Below are 20,159 nucleotides of genomic sequence, written 5' to 3' on the forward strand. Positions count from 1 at the left end.
AAAAATGACGCTCTTGCGCTAAATATAAGTGATGCGCTCACTAGTGTCTTGTCACGTAAATGACAATCAAGAAGATGTAGCAAAAGCCGTAGCACGTTATGACTTAATTGCCCTACCAATTATTGACGATAGTGGTGCTTTAGTAGGTATTGTTACCCACGATGATGCTATGGATGTAGCGAGTGATGAAGCGATTGATGACTTTCATAAATCGGGCGGTGTCACTACTATGGTCGGGCGTCTAAAAGACGCTAGCATTACCGTCTTCTATCGTAAACGCGTCTTTTGGCTGGTATTATTGATATTTGGTAATCTGCTTTCAGGGTTTAGTATTGTCAATTTTGAGGATCTGATAGCCGCTAACTTAGTCTTAGTATCCTTCTTGCCGCTATTGGTCGATAGCGGTGGCAATGCTGGCTCCCAATCGGCTACTTTGATGGTCAGGGCGCTAGCGACCGGTGATGTAGTGATGCGCGACTGGTTCTCACTATTAGGCCGAGAAGCCTTAGTTGCATTACTACTCGGCGCTACTATGGCGGTTGCGGTCGCTATTATTGGCTATATTCGCGGTGATGCCATCGTATCCTTAGTGCTAGCATTAAGCATGGTTTCGGTAGTCATGATTGGCAGTATGGTTGGAATGAGCTTACCGTTTATACTGAATAAGTTAGGCTTTGACCCGGCTACTTCTAGTGCCCTTTTGATAACCTCAATAAGTGATGCTTCGGGCGTGCTTATCTACTTATTTATAGCCTCAAAATTCTTAGTGGTGGGTTGATCGTAGTTACACTAGCATTGTGGTTTTTTTATAGGGTTAATTCGGCTACACTGACCCTATACCATTTATCTTACCCTATTTCTTATCTTACTCTATCTCAAAAATACGAATCAATAAAGGTCACTATGTTTAACTTTATAAAAAAAATAAACCCGCAAAGAGCTGAAACTGCAAAACAAAAAGCGGAGCGTGATAGTGCGGTTGACAAAGTACTGCTGGGCTATCATGTCAATAACGTGAGTATTGCACAAATGGTAACAGGTATAGATCGCAATGATGATGAGCTGACTCTAGACTTGCGTTTACCGCAAGATAGTGATCCTGAAGTCATTCAGCAAGAGCTTGGCTCGCTACTACATTTGCACGGTATCAAAGCCATTCATATGAATGTGCGTCTGCCACCACCCGCCAAAGGTGGTAGCTCAACGTTGCCCAAACAGACAGCAAAGCCAATACCAAAAACGACTGATGCAATGGGTAACCAAGCCAATGCCGCACCGATGTCTGATATCAAAGCACCAAGTATTGAAGTACCAAGTGCAAAAGCCCCGCCGACCCAAGCATCGCTGCCAGTGCATCCCCATATCCGTCATATTATTGTCGTAGCCTCTGGCAAAGGCGGCGTCGGTAAGTCGACCACAACGGTCAATATTGCTTTGGCGCTACAACAGCTCGGTAATCGTGTTGGCGTGCTCGATGCTGATATTTATGGCCCAAGTATGCCAACTATGCTCGGTGTCGCTAGTGTCAGGCCTGAGCTTGAGAATGAGCAGTTCGTACCTATTGACGCCCATGGCCTTGCGATGCTCTCTATCGGTAGCTTGCTCGATGGCGATAATACACCTGTGGCATGGCGAGGTCCCAAAGCGACTGGTGCCTTGATGCAGCTCTATAACCAGACCAATTGGCCGCAGCTCGATTATCTAGTGATAGATATGCCACCAGGGACAGGCGATATTCAGCTGACCCTAGCCCAGCGTATTCCTGTCACTGGCGCAGTCATTGTCACGACGCCGCAGCATGTCGCGCTACTCGATGCCCAAAAAGGTATTGAGATGTTTAATAAGACCAGTATTCCCGTGCTTGGCGTCGTTGAGAATATGGCGCTGCATACTTGTAGCAATTGCGGCACTACTGAAGCTATCTTTGGCGCAGGTGGCGGAGATTTTATTGCTAAGCAATATCAAGTGCCGTTATTAGGTCAGCTGCCATTAGCTAGCGGTATTCGCGCGCAAGTCGATAAAGGAGAGCCTAGCGTATTGGCTAATGATGAGTTTGCACCTTACTATATAAGCATTGCTAAGAATATTGAAACTAATATCGATAAATTTGCCAAGCCTGTCGATGATAAGCGGATTTTTTAGAGATAACATGAGGAGAGAATTATGGGTGTAGTGAAAGATTTTAATCATTCCAGCTTGCCCATAATTAATAATTTGATTGAAGATGGCCAGCCAGTTTTTGGTATTTTCCAACAAGTTCAAAATATTAACTATCTCAACTATCAAAGCTATCTTATCTCGCAAAAGCGGTTACCAGACTGGCGCAAAGATCTAAAGGTTAATCAGTTTTGCTTTATCCAAATTATTGAGCCGCCATATCGAATTTGCCTAGCTTTAGCGACAATCAAGCTGGCCACTAGTGCTTTTGTTTACCTTTATAACGACACAACTCAACAGTTGGAAGTCTGCGAGGCGCTGCAACCTTTGACTCATAAGGCCCGTTTTTTAGGTGATCATTATCAAGGACAAATGAGCTTTTCTCACAGCAAGCTCAGTCTGACCTTGGACTTTGACCCGATGCAAGTAAGTGTCGATCTAGATAGTCAACATCTAAAGCTGGCCGCTGAGCTAACTCGTAACGTTCAGCCATTGTCTATTTGTACACCGACGGGTAGGCGGGGTTGGACCTTTACCCAAAAAGAACCGTTTACTACCATTGTAGGTGAGCTGCTAATTAAGACTTCTTCGAAGATGACTGCTAATCATCAAGATGAGCTAGTGAGATTTAGTGAAACTACTATAGCTAATCTAGACTGGACGCTTGGCTACATGCGCCATGAGACCAATTGGTTTTGGGCTTGTATCAATAGCTATTTGGCAGAGGGTCGTCATTTTGCATTGAACCTATCGATGGGCGTCAATGAGACGGGAGCGAGCGAAAATGCTTGCTGGCTTGATGGAGAGATCTATCATCTACCACCCGTCCTCTTTGTACGTAAAGATTTTGATTCATCAGCACAGAATAGTTGGCACATTTATCATCAGAATCTAGGTTGGAGCAACATCGATATTGATCTAAGATTTACGCCTATTACTGTCTACAAAAAGACGGATGATTTCGGTGTGGTAGCTAGTATCTTTGAGCAGTGGATCGGTGAATATAGCGGTGAGATACGCTTGCAAGAGCAAGTGATTCGATTGGATAAAGTATTAGGACTGGCAGAAGATCATTTTGCTAAGTGGTAAGCTGTATAAAGCGGAGCAATGTATTATTTTATCTGCTGCAAAGTCTATAAATCAACCAATCAATTCCGTATAATCAACATCATCAAAAAACGCTCAAAATGTATAAATTAAATACGATAATCAATCTTAAGGATAAAAATGTCTATTAAATCTGACCGCTGGATTCGTGAAATGGCTGAAACTCAGCAGATGATTGAGCCGTTTGAGGCAGGTCAAGTACGCTTTAACGATGCAGGCGAGCGCTTGATCAGTTATGGTACCTCAAGCTATGGCTATGACGTGCGCTGTGCGCCTGAATTTAAAGTCTTTACCAATGTGCATTCAGTAGTAGTCGATCCCAAGAATTTTGATGAAAAAAGCTTTATCGATATTGTAGGCGACGAATGTATTATTCCGCCAAACTCGTTTGCGCTAGCACGTACCGTTGAGTACTTTCGCATTCCGCGTGATGTGCTCACCATCTGCCTTGGCAAATCTACTTATGCGCGCTGCGGCATCATCGTCAATGTCACTCCACTTGAGCCCGAGTGGGAAGGGCATGTGACGTTAGAGTTTAGTAATACCACCAATCTGCCAGCACGTATTTATGCGGGTGAAGGCGTAGCACAGATGCTGTTTTTCCAAAGTGACGCCGATGATGTTTGTGAGACTAGCTACAAAGATCGTGGTGGTAAGTACCAAGGTCAGCGTGGTGTCACGTTGCCGAGAACATAATCGTTTTTAGGATCGTATCCCTTTTAGGTCGACATAAAAAAAGCTAGACGTATTGATTACGCCTAGCTTTTTTATGGATTACGCTATTTACTATTTTAGAACTTTTAAGCCTGCTTTGTTATCACGCTTAGGCTTAGCAGCTGGGCTACTTGCTTTAGCAGATGTCGACGTCGAGTCTTCTCCTGGCTCATAATTGTCATATTCATTAGGGTCAAAGAACATCCCCTGTGAGTTCTCTTTTGCATAGATACCCAAAACAGCAGTTAATGGTACCCATATCTCTTGCGAGACACCCCCAAAGCGCGCGCTAAAATTAATATAGTCGTTTTCCATACTCATATTACCCGTAGCACGACTAGCAATGTTCAGCACGATACGTCCATCTTGTACATGCTCAACAGGAATCTGTAAATTATCACCAGTCGCATCGACCATCAGGTAAGGGGTGAGCTCATTATCTTCTATCCATTGATAAATCGCACGCACCATATAAGGGCGAGTTGGGGCAATAGAGGTGGTATCACTCATTTTATAGCTCCTGTACTAATAGGTTATAAAGATTACTTATTTATAGTTACGCTGGTAGACATACTATTTTACGCTTTTTCGGAAACTTTCTCGATCAAACAAACGCGTTTGATAGTCGAATAAAGGACGGCTAATAGCGCGTGGCAGCTCGATATCCATCTCCTCTAATCGCCAAAGCAGTGGCGCAAGTAGTACATCGCACCAACCAAAGCTATCGGCCATAAAATAAGACTTATGTGCAAATAATGGCGATAAGGTAATCAGAGAGTCAGCAAGTTGTTTTTTAGCCAGTCCTGCTTGCGCTTTATTAAAACTATCAGGATGCATCAATAATCGTCTACCAAGTACCAACCAATCACGTTGAATGCGCCACGCCAGCTGACGAAACTGCGCGCGCTCTTGTGGCGTTTCAGGCAGTAGCTTATTGGCATGATAGCGCTCTTCTAAGTATTCAAAGATTACATTGATCTCATACAGCGCAATCTCACGCTGTTGTAGCACTGGCAAAGTATGATAAGGATTAAGCTCAGTCAAATCCTCTGGACGCTCAGAGTGCAGGCGTGATAGATAATAAGCCAGCTTTTTTTCTTCAAGTAATAGGCGCACCACATGACTATCGTAGCCATCATCAGCATACAAAATCAGCTGACTACTTGGAATGTCATTCGCGTCGATCATAGCAGCCTAAAGGTAATGGTTAAGGCTGTCATCCTAAACCAAGGTAAGGGGTTTGGCAAGGTGTAAGCGTAATCCTACCTCGTCTATCGGCTTTAATGAGCAAAATCTTAATGTATAGCCATCAAAAAAGGCACTACCGAAGTAATGCCTCTTTGAATTTACAATAAAATCGACCATAAAACTAAATAGTCTATTAAATAAAGTTATTTAACATCTTTCCAAAACTCTTTATTTAGTAAGTAAACAGGGATCAATAATACTAATAAGAAAAGAATCACGAAAAATCCAATTACTTGACGGTCATGGCGGACAGGTTCTGCCATCCAAGCCATAAAGTTAACCAAGTCACCGACCTCAGATTCAAACTCTTCAGTACTCAAGTCTTCTTGCAGATTATGCAATACATGAGGCATCGCTGCATTTTTTAGTACTAAGTTATTAGCACCCCAAGGACGGCTTGGATCTTCATAAAATGACAACAGGTAAGTATACACCCAGTCATCACCACGCAGACGAGTCTCAAGCGATAGATCAGGAGGCGCTGCACCGAACCAAGAGGCTTGTACTTCAGGATCAATCTCAGCATTAATATGGTCACCGATTTGATCGGTGGTAACCATAAGATACTTTTCGACAAGCTCTGGTGGAATCTCTAAGTCTTTGGCAATACGTGAATGACGAACATACTTAGCTGAGTGACACCCAGCACAGTAGTTCATAAACATCTTTGCACCGTTTTGTAGTGAGCCTTTATTGGTAAAATCAATAGGGGCCTCGCTACAAGCTAAATGCTCAGTATAGCCTTCTGCATTGACGAAATCACCACACTCACCACCGCCTTCTGCCATCGCATTACCAGCACTCAACATTAATGCTGCGCCTAAGCCTAAACCAGCTAGGGATTTAATTAAGGTGCTCATTAGTGACCTCCGGTAACGCGTTCTGGTGGCTGTTTACACGTCTCAATAGAAGTATAAAACGGCATCAATAAGAAGAATAAGAAATACAAGACCGTGAATATCCGAGCCATAATCGTTGCAGTAGGCGTTGCAGGAGTCGCACCTAAATAGCCTAGCACCACAAAGCTAATAGCAAATATCGTCAAGGCAATCTTAGATAATATACCTTTGTAGCGCATAGAGCGTACAGGAGATCTATCTAACCACGGTATCAAGAACAGCACAGCAATCGCACCGCCCATAGCCACAACACCTAGGAGCTTATCAGGAACCGCACGAAGAATGGCATAAAACGGGGTGTAGTACCATACTGGTGCAATATGAGCCGGTGTTTTTAGAGCGTTTGCCGCCTCAAAGTTTGGTGGCTCTAAGAAAAATCCGCCGCCCTCTGGGAAGAAGAACACTACTGCAAAGAAGCAAATAAAGAATACGACAATACCGATCATATCGTGCACAGTGTAGTACGGATGGAATTCGATACCATCTAAAGGCACACCGTTTTTATCTTTTAGCTTCTTAATATCAATACCATCTGGGTTGTTCGATCCCACATGATGCAAAGCTACTAGATGCATAAAGACTAAACCGACTAATACTAGCGGAATAGCGACAACGTGAAGAGCAAAGAAGCGGTTGAGTGTGATACCTGAGATAATATAATCACCACGTACCCATTCAGCTAGGCCATCACCGATGACAGGCAAAGCAGCAGGAAGGTTCAAAATAACCTGTGCGCCCCAAAATGACATGTTACCCCAAGGTAGTAGGTAACCGAAGAAACCTTCCGCCATTAAGGCTAGATAAATACCCATACCGATGAGCCAAATAAGCTCTCGCGGTTTTTGGTAAGAGCCGTATAGCAATGCACGGAACATGTGCAAATAAATCACGACAAAGAACGCCGAGGCACCCGTTGAGTGCATATAACGGATCAGCCAACCACCTTTTACATCACGCATGATGTATTCAACTGACGCAAAAGCACCTTCAGCACTTGGGTTGTACATCATCGTAAGCCAAATACCAGTCACTAGCTGATTGACCAATACCACCATAGACAGTACGCCAAAGAAGTACCAAAAGTTGAAGTTCTTTGGTGCATAATACTTTGACATATGGTATTCATAGGTTTCAGTCGCTGGAAAACGCGCGTCCACCCAATGCATAAGTTTTTTGCCAATACTCATACTAAGCCTCCCCAATCGTCAAGATGCTACCATCCATATTGTAATCTGGGATAGGTAAGTTAAGTGGTGCTGGAACACCACTATAAACCCGACCCGATAAATCGTATTTGGATCCGTGACAAGGGCAGAAAAATCCACCGTACCAATCGTTACCACCAAGATCAGCCGCACCTACATCAGGGCGATAGTTCGGTGCACAGCCTAAGTGCGTACACACGCCTTCAACCACCAATATTGATGGTTCAAGTGAGCGTGTAATATTTTTGGTATATTCAGGCTGCAGTGAGGCATCAGAATCAGGATCAGCTAACAAAGGCTTGACTGATTCCAAAGTACCTAGCATCTCCTCTGTGCGTTTAACCACAAAGATAGGCTTACCTCGATACTTGATGACGATCATTTGACCTTCTTCGACAGAACCTATATCTTGAGTTACCGCCGCTCCAGCGGCTTCTGCTTTGGCACTTGGATACCAAGAGCGCACAAAAGGAGTCGCAACAGCTGCGACTCCAGCTGCGCCAATTGCGGCAGTTGAGGCAATAAGAACTCTACGGCGTTGTACATTAACGCCTTCGGCTTGGCTCATTTGTACTTTCTCCAGGTGAATGAAATGGGATTATCCCACACTGGGTTTTATGGCTTTAAGATAAACGATATAAACGCCACATTGGCTATGCCTAATCTTGCTAATTGTTGCTATTCTAAGCTATTTCGGTCATAAAATAAATTATTGTGTTAAAAATAAAGCAGTCTTAATGGACTACATTAAGCTGTTGAATATTACAAAAGCGCTTTTCTACCTTTTATAAGTTTTTGACAGGCTAATGTAGTCGATTAAAATAAAGCTAATCACCTTATAAGTTATAAGGATATTTAGTAACAGCGAATGATACTAGAAATGACGACAATGTTCACTAACTTTCCATATAATTGCGTAAGCTTGACGCATAAAAAGTTACCGAAGCTTATCTTTATTTCATCATTTTTGCTATAACCATAATAGTGGCAAACTCTCGAAGTTTAAACGCTGCAAATGGAAGATGTTGTCCAATTAACATCCATTTAAACTAAAAGTTTGCAATGCTAACGACCCGTAGTTGCGACATAGTAGTCGCAACAACAGACCCTAATTATGATTGCAACCATTTAGCTCTCAAGCGTTTCCCAACGTTCAAGCTTACTCATCATTTCGTCTTCGATAGCTTGCAAACGTTCACTAGCTACTGTTGCGGCATCAAAGTCATTTATGAACCATGAGCCGTCAGCTAATTGCTCTTGTAGTTGAGCTTGTTCCGCTTCCAAATCAGCAATTTGCTTAGGTAAGTTATCAAGCTCACGCTGATCATTGAAATTGAGCTTTTTGCTAGCTTTGTCTGGTTTAGCTGCTATAGCTGTTTTGTTTGTAGGCTTGGCTTTGCTCGCATCGCTATTAGCTTTAGCGGCTTTGGTTGCTTGCATACGGTTTTTTTGTATCAAATATTCTTGATAGCCGCCAACATATTCATCGACCACACCTTTACCGTCTGCATCTTTATCAAAGACCCAAGTGGAGGTGACCACATTATCCATAAAAGAGCGATCATGGCTAATCAATATAATAGTACCGTTGAAGCTGGCGACAGACTCTTCTAATAGCTCAAGAGTCGCCATATCCAAGTCATTGGTTGGCTCATCGAGGATTAATATATTAGCAGGCTTGAGTAGTTGCTTGGCGAGCAACACTCGGTTACGCTCACCACCTGATAAAGCCTTGACAGGGGTACGCGCGCGCTCTGGGGCAAACAGGAAGTCCTGTAAATAGCTCATAATATGAGTTCTACGGCCACCAACGTCTACAAAGTCTGAGCCTTCTGAGACGTTTTGTGCCACGCTTGCCTCAAGATCTAGCTGATCGCGCAACTGATCAAAAAAGGCAATCTTCAAGTTAGTTCCCAGCTCTACTTTACCGCTTTGGGTCACTTCATCATCAGACATATCAAGCAGGGCTTTAATTAAAGTGGTTTTACCTGCACCGTTTGGCCCGATGATACCAATTTTATCGCCGCGCATAATAGTGGTGCTAAAGTTATCAACCAATACATTACCGTCATATTCAAGATGCAAGTCTTTGACTTTACAGACCAGCTTACCGCTTTTTTCACCAGTATCCATGGTGATATTGACATTGCCGACTTGCTCACGACGTCCGCCACGCTCTTCACGTAATGCTTTTAGTTCACGCACGCGTCCCTCATTACGGGTACGGCGGGCTTTGATACCTTGACGAATCCAGACTTCTTCTTGCGCTAATTTTTTATCAAAGTTGGCATTGTTTTTCTCTTCAGCCAATAGCTGTAGCTCTTTGAGCTCCTGATAACGTGCGTAACCTTTTGCGCCTTGGGTCACATCATAGCTGGTCAATAGACCACGATCTAACTCAACGATACGCGTCGCTAATTTATTAACAAAGGCTCTATCATGGGTGACAAATAGTAAAGTCAAACCTTGCCATTCTAATAAAAAGCGCTCAAGCCATTCAATACTATCAACATCTAAATGGTTAGTCGGCTCATCGAGCAGTAATACATCAGGCTTCGTCACCAGTGATCTTGCCAGTAACACCCGACGCTTACGTCCGCCTGATAGTGACGATAAGTCGTCGTTAGGATCTAAGCCCATGGTAGTAATTAATCGGGTTGCTTCACGTTCCAAATCCCAACCGTGCACCGCATCAATATCGTGTTGCAAAGTCGCCATGCGCTCACAAGCATCCATATCGCCATCAGCACATAGATCCGTCTGCTCATTGTACTTAATCAGCAAATCCGCGGTACGGCGACTACCACCCATAACGATATCTAATATGCGACCACTAGTTTCAGGGACGTCTTGCTCAAGCATAGCGACGCTCACACTGCTACTAGTGATAACCTCACCGCTATCTGGCTGCAAGCTACCATTGATAAGCTTAAATAAAGTGGATTTGCCTTCACCATTACGACCGATTAAACACACACGCTCACCCGCGTCAATGCTAAAATCAATGCCGTCAAGAACAGGAGCCACGCCAAAAGCGAGATGAATATCTTTTAAATGTATCAGTGCCATAAATTGTCTTATGCTTGTGTTGAGTAAAAAGTTATTGAGTAAAAATTTTTGGTCAAAATAGAGTAGATAGTGATAGCCGTTTTAGCAAAATAATAGCTATCGCTAAAGCGCTCGCATTATAACATGACCTCAGGTGACTTTGACGTAATGCCAAAAACTTTATCCTTATCACTATTTTTATTACTACAAAGCAGGATAATAAAAACTCTCATCCCATGGGTTCTATCATCATATAAGTATTATAACCATTATCGAGAACACTATGAATAAAGCAATCGTGCCGCCTACAACCGATACCAAGCTGCAAAACCAGCCCCAAGCCGAACTCAGTGAGCAAATGATTGAGCTACAAATGAGTATGGCCCATCTTGAGATGACCGTAGAGCGACTGGATCACGTTATTACCCAGCAGGATAAACATATTCGAGATCTGCAACGACAGCTGCAACTGGTCTATAAACAAATTGAGGGTCAAAGTGCTGATGAAGGTATTGCGCCGTTTGATGTCATGGCTGATAGACCACCGCACTATTAATAGCAGAGTAGATAACAGCAGAGTAGGCAATAGCACAGTCAGTAATAGAATAAATGCTGTGCTATTAGTCATTATCTATTTATTAGATAAATATATCTCTCATGACTGATTGGTCATAACATGGAAATAGCGCACTTTTGTAGTTGTCTTACGCTCTAAAAGCCATTAACATCCTTCGGTTATAATGCTGCTCTGTTACCACATGTTGGAGTAGGGTGTTAATTAAGGTGTTAAAGAATCATTTTGGGGGTTACATTGAAAACTATTATACAGAACGCTTTTCCGATGAAAAATATTGTTATGGCTATCGCCGCCTTTTCTATCGCTAGCACGGCTAATGCTGCGGGTCTTGATCGTTCAGGTCAAGATATCACTGCCTTTTTACAAGATGGCTTGTATGCCGAGGCCAGCTATACTTATCTAGATGCTGACGTGACAGGTAACGACGCCTCAGGTAATAATATCGATGATATCGCTGAGTCTTATGACTTTTTTCGTTATGGGGTAAAAGCGGATATCAATGACATCTTTAGTGTAGGCGTGCTATATGACGAGCCGTTTGGCGCAGCAGCCGACTATCAAGGCGATAGTAATTTTGTCGATAAAAATCCTGCTTCACCTAGAAATGGCGAAGGTACTAATGTTGAAGTTCGTACTGAAAGCCTCACTGGTATCCTTGGCGCAAAACTTGGTGCCAATAAAAACTTCCAAATATATGGTGGCCCAGTCGCCCAACGTGTCCAAGCAGATGTCAAGTTGCGCGGTACAGCTTATGAAGCAGCTAACGGTTATACGACTCATATCAGTACCGATCAAGACTATGGCTGGCTAGCTGGCATAGCGTATAGCAAGCCTGAAATAGCACTACAAGCCGCATTGACTTATCGTTCTGAGATTGAGCATACCTCGAATGCTGCTGAAATTTATCCCTTGGCAACGGTAGTAGGTGGCTCTATACCACCAGTAGCTGGTGGACCGTTTGCATTTCCAACAAACAGAAGTGGTGATATTGAGATAACAACGCCTAAATCTGTAAACTTTGATTTTCAAACGGGTATCAACCCAACGACTTTAGCTACTGCAAAAGTACGCTGGGTGCCATGGAGTGACTTTGCCATTGTACCGTCATTATATAATGAGGTGAGTACTGCTAATCCTGCCTATCGTCCTGATGGTTTGCCGTTAGTAAGCTATGATAAAGATCAATGGTTAGTGGAATTAGGTCTTGCTAAGCGTCTGACGCCAGCATTAGCAGTAACCGGTAATATTGGCTGGGATAGCGGCGCTGGCGATCCAGTAACCTCATTGGGCCCTATTGACGGCTACTATAGCGTAGGTCTTGGCGCTAAATACAACGTCACTGAGAATTGGGCCGTATCTGCTGGCGGTAAGTATTTGTGGTTTGGTGATGCAGAGGGTCAGATACCTTCAAAAACCATCGTTGGAGAGTTTGAGGATAATGATGGCTATGCACTCGGCCTAAAGCTATCTTATCAAGCCAAGCAATAACTTATAGACTGAGCAATAAGCTCAACATTTATTGATACAGTTGATTTATATGCGGCTGCGGTTATTACAATGGTTATTAATCTAAAAGGCGATCCCAAGGGGTCGCTTTTTTATATCTATAAAAAATCGTTATTTAAGCGATAGATTCTTAACATCTTTATAAATAGTATTTGTACTGTGTAGTCATATTAGAGAAATAAAGTACTTTAATTGTTGTTTTAGTGTCAGAAAGCCATTACTATTCAATTCAGGACGCCGTTTTTATATTTAGTAACAACTTAATTATACTAACGGCAAAACAATGCGGATGTTTGGAGAGATACAATGCGCCCTACCTTTCACTTAAAAACCCTTGCGGTAGCAGTTGCTGCTTTTTCTGTCGCTAGTGCGGCTAGTGCAGCCGGCCTTGATCGTTCAGGTCAAGATGTTACAGCTTTTTTCCAAGATGGCCTATATGCTGAAACGGTATATACGTATATTGATGCCGACGTCAGTGGCAAAGACAGTGCTAACGTGATTCCTACTAGCAATACTTATGTTGAAGGCGGTAATACTGGTGATATTGCTGAAGATTATGACTTTTTTCGTTATGGCGTAAAAGCAGATATCAATGATACCTTTAGTATTGGTATTTTATATGATGAGCCATTTGGTGCTGCTGCTGAATATACTGAAGGCAATTTTGTAGCTCAAACTGGCGACAATCGTGATGCTACTATTGCAGCTATTTCTGGAGGTGCTATTGGTCCAGGTGGACCATTTGGAGCAGCAGCTAGTGACTTTGCATCGGCGCAAACCACAGTAAATAATCTCCAACTAGCATCAACCACTCGTCCTTTGACCCCTACGGAACTGTTTACTTTACAAACTTTAGCTCCAGCAGTCGGTATTGTAAATGGTGAGTTTGGTACAGCTGGTGAAAATACTAACGTTGAAGTACGTAGTGAAAACTTAACCGCACTATTAGGTATGAAGTTTGGCGCTAATAAAAACTTCCAGATATATGGTGGTCCAGTCGCCCAGCGTATTCAAGCTGAAGTGGCACTTCGCGGACTAGCCTATGGTCCAGCTAGTGGTTATACCTCAAACAGTAATCCTGATATGGATTATGGCTATATAGCCGGTATTGCTTATAGTAAGCCTGAGATCGCCTTAAAAGCAGCTTTGACGTATCGCTCAGAGATTGATCATGATGTAACGATATCTGAAACTTATCCGCTAGCAGGCACATTGGCAGGCAATCCAGCTGCGGCCACTCAAGTTAATGAATATCAAATCACTACTCCAAAATCAATTAACTTTGATTTTCAAACGGGTCTGAATCCAACCACGTTAGCAACAGCTAAAGTGCGTTGGGTACCTTGGAGTGACTTCTCTATCGTGCCACCATTATATAATGGCGTTAGTAAACGCAGTTTTGGTCCTGACGGCTTAGCTTTAGTCGATTATGATGACGACCAGTATCAAGTAGAAGTCGGTATTGCCAAGCGTTTAGCGCCAGCGCTTGCAGTTAGTGGTACAGTAGGTTGGGATAGTGGTGCTGGTGATCCAACCACTTCGTTAGGTCCTATCGAGGGCTATTACAGCGTCGGTCTTGGTGCTAAGTATAATGTAACTGAGAACTGGGCAGTATCCGCTGGTGGCAAATACTTATGGTTCGGTGATGCACAAGGCCGATTACCATCAGGTAAAATCGTTGCTGACTTTGAAGATAACGACGGCTTTATCTTAGGGGCGAAGATCTCTTATCAAGCTAAGCAAGGCTTCTAAGCTTTAAGTCTGTGGTAGAAACCATTTGAAAATAAAAAAGCGATCCTAAGGGGTCGCTTTTTTATGGCTGTTATTTATCTACATCATTCAAAACCTAAGCATATCCAGCGCATTAGCTTTACTACCTATAGTTTTTATCATTGCACATCATACAACTTATCACTGAAATAGAACTTATGTTTTTGAAAGGTAAAGTAGATAAGTAACAACATAAGCAAAAGCGCTGGGCTAAAAGCCTCAGCCGACAGTAATTTGCCTATTTAAGATTGACTGCTTACAAGAGGTCATACCTTTGCAAAGTGGTTAGCTGGAGGTAGGCAATATATCAGGCACTATTAGAACATCCTATATTTCTATCAATAGAAGCTGTTTACACTATTAAAACTGCCAATAAAAAACCTCGCTACTAGAGTAGTAACGAAGTTTGTAGTTATGACTTATGATAAGTACATACGACTTATTTGTTTAGATTAAGCTCCATCTCTTTGAAGGTCGCTGTAACCGTAGGCTTTGGACCACCTGTTGCGGTACTGACGACAAAGATTGCGATGGTGCTTAAGATAAAGCCTGGAACAATAGCATATAACCATGAGTTAAGCGCCATGCCATTCATCTCGAATGGGCCGTATATCCATAGAATAACCGTCAATGCACCGACGACCATACCAGCAACAGCACCATTACGGTTCATACCGCGCCATATCAAGCTAAAGATAACTAATGGACCGAATGCTGCACCGAAGCCCGCCCAAGCATTAGACACTAAGGTCAAGACTGAGCTATCTGGATCAGAAGCTAACATAATAGAAACTATCGCGACCAATATCACAGAGAGACGACCAACCATTACCTGGCGAGATTCTGATGCTTCTCTATCCAAGAATAGCTTATAGACATCTTTAGTCAATGAGCTTGATACTACTAATAGCTGTGATGAAATCGTACTCATAATCGCCGCTAAAATAGCCGCTAATAAGAAACCTGATACTAGTGGCGTGAATAAGAACTGCGTGAATACTAAGAAAATAGTCTCAGGATCGTCCAAGGTCATCGCCGTTTTTTGCACATAAGCGCGACCGGCAAAACCAGTAGACAAAGCACCGATCAAACTAACAATCATCCAGCTCATACCGATATTACGTGCTGTCGGTACATCCTTCACAGAACGAATCGCCATAAAGCGAACGATAATATGCGGCTGACCGAAGTAACCCAGTCCCCATGCCATCAGTGAAACAATACCTAGGAAAGACATACCTGTAAAGATATTGAGCATGCTTGGATCAATGTTTCTAACCGACTCAGTAACTACACCAACGCCACCAAGATCAGTAAAGGCAACGATAGGCACGATGACCAAGGCAAATAGCATAATAACGCCCTGCACAAAGTCAGTCATTGAGACCGCTAAGAAGCCACCAAATAAGGTATAAGCAACAACCACACCTGCAGTGACCCATAGGCCAGTACTGTAAGGAAGGTTGAGCGAGCTTTCAAACAACTTACCACCGCCAACTAAGCTGGCTGCAGTATATACGGTAAAGAACAAAATAATGACTATCGCTGAAAAGACACGTAACATGTGTGACTTATCTTCAAAGCGATTTGCAAAATAATCTGGCAAGGTAATCGCATTACCCGCAACCTCAGTATAGACACGCAAACGAGGTGCAACAATAATATAGTTTAAGAACGCACCTAGAGTAAGACCTAGAGCGATCCAAATACTGACGACACCGTCAGAATACATATAACCTGGCAGACCAAGTAATAACCAACCGGACATATCTGATGCACCGGCGGAAAGAGCGGTTACTGCTGGACCCAAACTACGACCGCCCAGCATATAACCTTCAGTATCGTTGGCTTGCTTAAAGTAAGCATAGACGCCAATCCCAATCATCACTAGAAAATAGGCGGCAAGCGATATCAGTACGCCACTCGAAACTCCGTTCATAAAACTTTCCTTAGCCAACTGCGTGGCTTTAATATTGAGTAGATACATGGAATATTCATGTATCTACTCAATATTGAGATTTTTAAAAACAAAAAAAGCCATTAAGTCAGACGAAATGGCTTTTTACTTATCACTTAAGTACTTACTAATAGTTTTGTACGATTGAAAGTACTGTAAATATCTATCAAACGTCGTCATTGGGCTACCTCTCCCTGATGAGCATTTATACATGAGAACCATTGGAGCAAACCGTTATTACAGCTACGTATCAAAACCAATAAAAATGTTAGAATGTATTATTGCAGCTGTTGTGTTATTAGACAACGATACTATTTATTGCAAATATAGTATAAATTATTGCAAATATAGTATAAACAAAATCTAATTAGTAAGACTAAAAGACAGTTTATACAGGTTTTATTACCAAGCTGCAATAAGGTGTTACATAAACAATAAACTCAATGCTGGTAAAAGTCAATATTATGAATAATTTTACCAACTATTGTTTATCAATAATTTTTAATTAGTGACCACAAATCGTCACGTTTTTGCTAATCTATCGGTGACAACAGATCTAATAAAGCCAGCACACTGCTCGAAGGCGTTAGTTTTGGATTGATGACCACCCCTAGATAGCGCTGCAGTTCGACATTATTAGCCATATCGATACGTTCAAGGTCTTGGCTAATGAGCGTTTGCGGCAGCACAGACCATCCCAATCCTACTGATACTAGCATACGGATAGATTCGAGCGGATTGGTACTCATAGTGGCATAGGGTTTTAGATTGTGTTTAGCAAATTCGGCAAGCGTTATTTGACTGGTAAAAGTGTTGGCCGAAGGCAAAATAGCAGGGTAGCGCGCCAATTGCTCCAAAGTGACATTGGTTTTTTTGGCAAGTGGTGATAGGGTGCCTGTCATAAAAAACAGCGGATCCGACCAAAGGGTACGATAGGTCAAACGTTTATCGTATACTGGTGGTAGGGTCATAAATGCCAGTGATAAGTCACCGTCCAATACTGCTTTGTGAGCTTGTTCTGAATCGACAAAGTGCACATCTAACTGCACCGCTGGGTAACTTTGGATAAAGTGTTTTAGCACAGGTGCTAAATGATGTAGGCCGATATGATGGCTGGTACCGATCACCAACTTACCTGAAACGATATGTTCTGCATGCTGAAGGTTTATTTTAAAATTCTCATAGTCCTCCAGCCAGCGCTTGGCATGAGGTAGCATCTCGCTTGCTGCTTGAGTCGGCACAATACCTCGACCTACGGTATCAAATAGGGTGATTTTGAACTCATCTTCCAAGTTTTTGATACGTTTGCTGACAGCGGGTTGAGTGATAAACAGCTTTTCTGCTGCACCTGAGATACTGCCTATCTGCATGACAGTTACGAAAGTTATCAAGTTAGTAGTATTCAATCTAAGATCCTTAGCTATAAAAGTAAGCTATAAATAAAAGTTATGATATCTTATAATAATATTATAGAAATAAAAGTTTGTGAATAGATAAAAATCATCAATTATTATTATAGGATTAGACTGTTATAATCACAAGACATCAAAGTTGTTTTTGACATTTTTATAATAAAACTTAGAATATTGACCTATTTGTGGTTTTAGATTATAGCAAGGCAACATCTTCTTCATGTTTTATAGTGATCAGTATGAAAAAGCTAAAGTACTTCATTAGCAATTATTCTATTCAGTACCTATTTATTAGTCATCAGTAATTAAGCAGTTAGCAACCTATAAAGGATAGTAATATGGCAGCTCAAACCTTATATGACAAACTTTGGCAAGCTCATGAAGTCAGTACGCGTGATGATGGCTCAAGCCTAATTTATATTGACCGTCATCTGTTGCATGAAGTCACAACTCCGCAAGCGTTTGAGGGCTTAGAGCTAGCTAATCGCCAGCCATGGCGTTTGTCTGCTAATATTGCCAGCCCCGATCATAATGTACCGACAGTGGCTAAAGAGCGCTTACAAGGAGTATCTGGTATTAAGGATGAAGTGTCACGCTTGCAGGTAGTTACTCTAGATGACAACTGCGCCAAGTTCAACATTGCCGAGTTTATGATTAATGATGCGCGTCAAGGCATCTTGCATGTGGTTGGCCCTGAGCAAGGTCTGGTATTGCCTGGTATGACCGTTGTCTGCGGGGATTCGCATACTGCCACTCATGGCGCATTAGGCTGCTTGGCGCACGGTATCGGCACCTCTGAGGTTGAGCATGTATTAGCCACTCAGTGCTTGATCGCCGTCAAGATGAAAAATATGCAAATTCGTGTCAATGGCAAGCTTGGCGCTGGCGTTACCTCAAAAGATGTGGTGTTGGCTATCATCGCTCACATAGGCACGGCTGGCGGCACAGGTCATGCGATTGAGTTTGCTGGCGAGGTTTTCGAGAATATGAGTATGGAGGGTCGCATGACCGTCTGTAATATGGCGATCGAAGCGGGCGCGCGGGTCGGTATGGTTGCTGTCGATGATACTACTATCGAATACTCTAAAGGTCGTCCTTATTCACCAACAGGCGCGCAGTGGGATCAAGCTGAGGCGTATTGGCGTACGCTTTACTCAGATGACGATGCAGTGTTCGATACTTTAGTTGAGATTGATGGTAGTAGCATTGCCCCGCAAGTGTCTTGGGGCACTTCACCTGAGATGGTGGTAGATATTACTCAGTCGATACCGACACCGGATCAAGCACTAGATGCCGCACAAGAGGAAGGCTGGTTACGGGCTTATACTTATATGGGTGTGCAAGGCGGACAAAAAATCACTGATATCCAGCTCGATCGAGTGTTTATCGGCTCTTGTACCAACTCACGCATCGAAGATTTGCGCGATGCCGCTGCGGTGATAAAAGGTCGCAAAGTGGCAAGCACGATCAAAGAGGCCATCGTCGTACCAGGATCAGGTCAAGTAAAAATACAGGCAGAAGCAGAAGGGCTAGATACACTGTTTACTGATGCAGGTTTTGAGTGGCGTGAGCCTGGCTGCTCAATGTGTCTAGCGATGAACGCCGATAAGCTTGAGCCAGGGGAGCAATGCGCATCGACTTCTAATCGCAACTTTGAGGGGCGTCAAGGTAGTGGCGGGCGTACGCATCTGGTCAGTCCTGCAATGGCGGCAGCGGCGGCGTTGGCAGGTCATTTTGTCGATGTGCGGACTTTCTGATCTGTTGTTGATCCGTAAATTTAGCTAAATATGCTTTTTATAAACGCTTAGCTATTTATTTAGAGTGACATTAATCCTTAGAATAGAGAAAATTTATGCAAGCTTATAATATACAACAAGGCATCGTCTGCCCAATGGATCGCGCTAACGTCGATACCGATCAGATCATTGCAAAGCAGTTTTTAAAGTCCATCAAACGTACAGGATTTGGTGTCAATTTATTTGATGACTGGCGCTATCTAGATGAAGGCGTGCCTTCTTTGAGTGGCGGCCAAGACAATAGTAATCGCCCATTAAACCCTGACTTTATTTTGAACCAGCCGCGTTACCAAGGGGCAAATATTTTGCTGGCTCGTCGTAACTTTGGTTGTGGCTCAAGCCGTGAACATGCGCCTTGGGCTTTATCAGAATATGGCTTTCGTACAATAATTGCACCGAGCTTTGCTGATATTTTTTATAATAACTGCTTTAAAAACGGTATGCTCCCTATCGTCCTTGACGAAGCCATCGTTGATAAACTCATGCAAGCCACCTTTGCCATTGAGGGCTATGAGCTCATCGCTGATTTAGAGCGTCAAGTGGTGATAGCGCCTACGGGTGAAGAGTATGCATTCGAAGTCGACGCTTTTCGCAAACATTGCTTGCTAAATGGTCTTGATGATATCGGCTTAACATTGCAGCAAAGCGATGCTATTAAAGTCTATGAAGCCAAAATGTTACAAAAGACGCCATGGATATTCAATGAGGTACACGCCTAAATATTAACTATCGTCTATAAGCACTATACTTATCGGACTGCTAA

16 protein-coding genes and 1 pseudogene are annotated in these 20,159 nt (G+C 42.8%); 9 read left to right on the forward strand and 8 right to left on the reverse strand.

The features are described 5' to 3' along the window. Window positions 1-37: 37 nt before the first annotated feature. The 4 genes and pseudogenes from Q9G97_RS04220 to dcd form a co-directional block, all read left to right on the forward strand. Window positions 38-778: pseudogene (locus Q9G97_RS04220) on the forward strand (magnesium transporter); the annotation flags it as partial. Window positions 779-903: 125 nt separating this feature from the next. Beyond that, window positions 904-2,142 carry an iron-sulfur cluster carrier protein ApbC gene (gene apbC, locus Q9G97_RS04225; RefSeq protein ID WP_305899843.1) on the forward strand — a complete coding sequence of 413 codons (1,239 nt, stop codon included), beginning with the start codon at window positions 904-906 and terminating at the stop codon, window positions 2,140-2,142. Between the two features lie 21 nt (window positions 2,143-2,163). Further along, on the forward strand, window positions 2,164-3,246 hold the full coding sequence (locus Q9G97_RS04230; protein WP_305899844.1) for a DUF2804 domain-containing protein: 1,083 nt from the start codon (window positions 2,164-2,166) through the stop codon (window positions 3,244-3,246). Window positions 3,247-3,384: 138 nt separating this feature from the next. Next, window positions 3,385-3,960, forward strand: coding sequence for a dCTP deaminase (gene dcd / locus Q9G97_RS04235; protein WP_201572589.1), 576 nt, complete (start codon window positions 3,385-3,387; stop codon window positions 3,958-3,960). A gap of 90 nt (window positions 3,961-4,050) precedes the next feature. On the opposite strand, the gene Q9G97_RS04240 is transcribed toward dcd, so the two are convergent. The 6 genes from Q9G97_RS04240 to Q9G97_RS04265 form a co-directional block, all read right to left on the reverse strand. After that, window positions 4,051-4,488, reverse strand: a complete 438-nt coding sequence (locus Q9G97_RS04240; protein ID WP_201572591.1) for a ClpXP protease specificity-enhancing factor — start codon at window positions 4,486-4,488, stop codon at window positions 4,051-4,053. Between the two features lie 63 nt (window positions 4,489-4,551). After that, window positions 4,552-5,166 (reverse strand): glutathione S-transferase N-terminal domain-containing protein, encoded by a 615-nt coding sequence (locus Q9G97_RS04245; protein ID WP_305899845.1) that lies wholly within the window; start codon window positions 5,164-5,166, stop codon window positions 4,552-4,554. Window positions 5,167-5,369: 203 nt separating this feature from the next. Beyond that, on the reverse strand, window positions 5,370-6,086 hold the full coding sequence (locus Q9G97_RS04250) for a cytochrome c1 (protein ID WP_305899846.1): 717 nt from the start codon (window positions 6,084-6,086) through the stop codon (window positions 5,370-5,372). Then, window positions 6,086-7,291 carry a cytochrome bc complex cytochrome b subunit gene (locus Q9G97_RS04255; RefSeq protein WP_201573744.1) on the reverse strand — a complete coding sequence of 402 codons (1,206 nt, stop codon included), beginning with the start codon at window positions 7,289-7,291 and terminating at the stop codon, window positions 6,086-6,088. Before Q9G97_RS04255 ends, Q9G97_RS04250 begins: the two co-directional genes overlap by 1 nt. A gap of 22 nt (window positions 7,292-7,313) precedes the next feature. Continuing rightward, complete coding sequence (gene petA, locus Q9G97_RS04260; RefSeq protein ID WP_305899847.1) at window positions 7,314-7,898, reverse strand: ubiquinol-cytochrome c reductase iron-sulfur subunit; 585 nt, start codon at window positions 7,896-7,898, stop codon at window positions 7,314-7,316. 560 nt (window positions 7,899-8,458) lie between these two features. After that, window positions 8,459-10,399, reverse strand: a complete 1,941-nt coding sequence (locus Q9G97_RS04265) for an ATP-binding cassette domain-containing protein (protein WP_305899848.1) — start codon at window positions 10,397-10,399, stop codon at window positions 8,459-8,461. 262 nt (window positions 10,400-10,661) lie between these two features. On the opposite strand from Q9G97_RS04265, the gene Q9G97_RS04270 reads away from it, so the two are divergent. The 3 genes from Q9G97_RS04270 to Q9G97_RS04280 all read left to right on the forward strand — a co-directional run bounded on the left by Q9G97_RS04270 (window position 10,662) and on the right by Q9G97_RS04280 (window position 14,213). Beyond that, on the forward strand, window positions 10,662-10,934 hold the full coding sequence (locus tag Q9G97_RS04270; protein ID WP_201572600.1) for a SlyX family protein: 273 nt from the start codon (window positions 10,662-10,664) through the stop codon (window positions 10,932-10,934). Between the two features lie 267 nt (window positions 10,935-11,201). Then, window positions 11,202-12,443: an OmpP1/FadL family transporter gene (locus Q9G97_RS04275; protein ID WP_305900264.1), complete on the forward strand. Its 1,242-nt coding sequence runs from the start codon at window positions 11,202-11,204 to the stop codon at window positions 12,441-12,443. 324 nt (window positions 12,444-12,767) lie between these two features. Continuing rightward, entirely contained in the window at window positions 12,768-14,213 is a 1,446-nt protein-coding gene (locus Q9G97_RS04280; RefSeq protein ID WP_305899849.1) for an outer membrane protein transport protein, read from the forward strand. Between the two features lie 457 nt (window positions 14,214-14,670). On the opposite strand, the gene putP is transcribed toward Q9G97_RS04280, so the two are convergent. Both putP and Q9G97_RS04290 read right to left on the reverse strand, forming a co-directional pair. After that, window positions 14,671-16,170, reverse strand: coding sequence for a sodium/proline symporter PutP (gene putP, locus Q9G97_RS04285; protein WP_305899850.1), 1,500 nt, complete (start codon window positions 16,168-16,170; stop codon window positions 14,671-14,673). Between the two features lie 551 nt (window positions 16,171-16,721). Continuing rightward, window positions 16,722-17,594: a LysR family transcriptional regulator gene (locus tag Q9G97_RS04290; protein ID WP_305899851.1), complete on the reverse strand. Its 873-nt coding sequence runs from the start codon at window positions 17,592-17,594 to the stop codon at window positions 16,722-16,724. A 344-nt stretch (window positions 17,595-17,938) separates the two neighbouring features. Here Q9G97_RS04290 and leuC point away from each other — a divergent pair, with 344 nt between their 5' ends. Further along, a complete protein-coding gene (leuC, locus tag Q9G97_RS04295) occupies window positions 17,939-19,357 on the forward strand; it encodes a 3-isopropylmalate dehydratase large subunit (protein WP_305899852.1) in 1,419 nt (472 codons plus the stop codon). Window positions 19,358-19,452: 95 nt separating this feature from the next. Then, window positions 19,453-20,115 carry a 3-isopropylmalate dehydratase small subunit gene (leuD, locus tag Q9G97_RS04300; protein WP_201572610.1) on the forward strand — a complete coding sequence of 221 codons (663 nt, stop codon included), beginning with the start codon at window positions 19,453-19,455 and terminating at the stop codon, window positions 20,113-20,115. The last annotated feature ends 44 nt before the right edge of the window (window positions 20,116-20,159 follow it).

Origin of the sequence: Psychrobacter sp. M13 (genome assembly GCF_030718935.1) — a bacterium.
Lineage (GTDB): Bacteria > Pseudomonadota > Gammaproteobacteria > Pseudomonadales > Moraxellaceae > Psychrobacter > Psychrobacter immobilis_G.

What these genes read in the sequence shown, in the direction of transcription:
- apbC (WP_305899843.1), top strand. Translation starts at nt 904, where the DNA reads ATGTTTAACTTTATAAAAAAAATAAACCCGCAAAGAGCTGAAACTGCA.
- leuC (WP_305899852.1), top strand. Translation starts at nt 17,939, where the DNA reads ATGGCAGCTCAAACCTTATATGACAAACTTTGGCAAGCTCATGAAGTC.
- Q9G97_RS04250 (WP_305899846.1), bottom strand. Translation starts at nt 6,086, where the DNA reads ATGAGCACCTTAATTAAATCCCTAGCTGGTTTAGGCTTAGGCGCAGCA.
- Q9G97_RS04255 (WP_201573744.1), bottom strand. Translation starts at nt 7,291, where the DNA reads ATGCATTGGGTGGACGCGCGTTTTCCAGCGACTGAAACCTATGAATAC.
- Q9G97_RS04280 (WP_305899849.1), top strand. Translation starts at nt 12,768, where the DNA reads ATGCGCCCTACCTTTCACTTAAAAACCCTTGCGGTAGCAGTTGCTGCT.
- putP (WP_305899850.1), bottom strand. Translation starts at nt 16,170, where the DNA reads ATGAACGGAGTTTCGAGTGGCGTACTGATATCGCTTGCCGCCTATTTT.
- dcd (WP_201572589.1), top strand. Translation starts at nt 3,385, where the DNA reads ATGTCTATTAAATCTGACCGCTGGATTCGTGAAATGGCTGAAACTCAG.
- Q9G97_RS04265 (WP_305899848.1), bottom strand. Translation starts at nt 10,399, where the DNA reads ATGGCACTGATACATTTAAAAGATATTCATCTCGCTTTTGGCGTGGCT.
- petA (WP_305899847.1), bottom strand. Translation starts at nt 7,898, where the DNA reads ATGAGCCAAGCCGAAGGCGTTAATGTACAACGCCGTAGAGTTCTTATT.
- leuD (WP_201572610.1), top strand. Translation starts at nt 19,453, where the DNA reads ATGCAAGCTTATAATATACAACAAGGCATCGTCTGCCCAATGGATCGC.
- Q9G97_RS04230 (WP_305899844.1), top strand. Translation starts at nt 2,164, where the DNA reads ATGGGTGTAGTGAAAGATTTTAATCATTCCAGCTTGCCCATAATTAAT.
- Q9G97_RS04270 (WP_201572600.1), top strand. Translation starts at nt 10,662, where the DNA reads ATGAATAAAGCAATCGTGCCGCCTACAACCGATACCAAGCTGCAAAAC.
- Q9G97_RS04240 (WP_201572591.1), bottom strand. Translation starts at nt 4,488, where the DNA reads ATGAGTGATACCACCTCTATTGCCCCAACTCGCCCTTATATGGTGCGT.
- Q9G97_RS04245 (WP_305899845.1), bottom strand. Translation starts at nt 5,166, where the DNA reads ATGATCGACGCGAATGACATTCCAAGTAGTCAGCTGATTTTGTATGCT.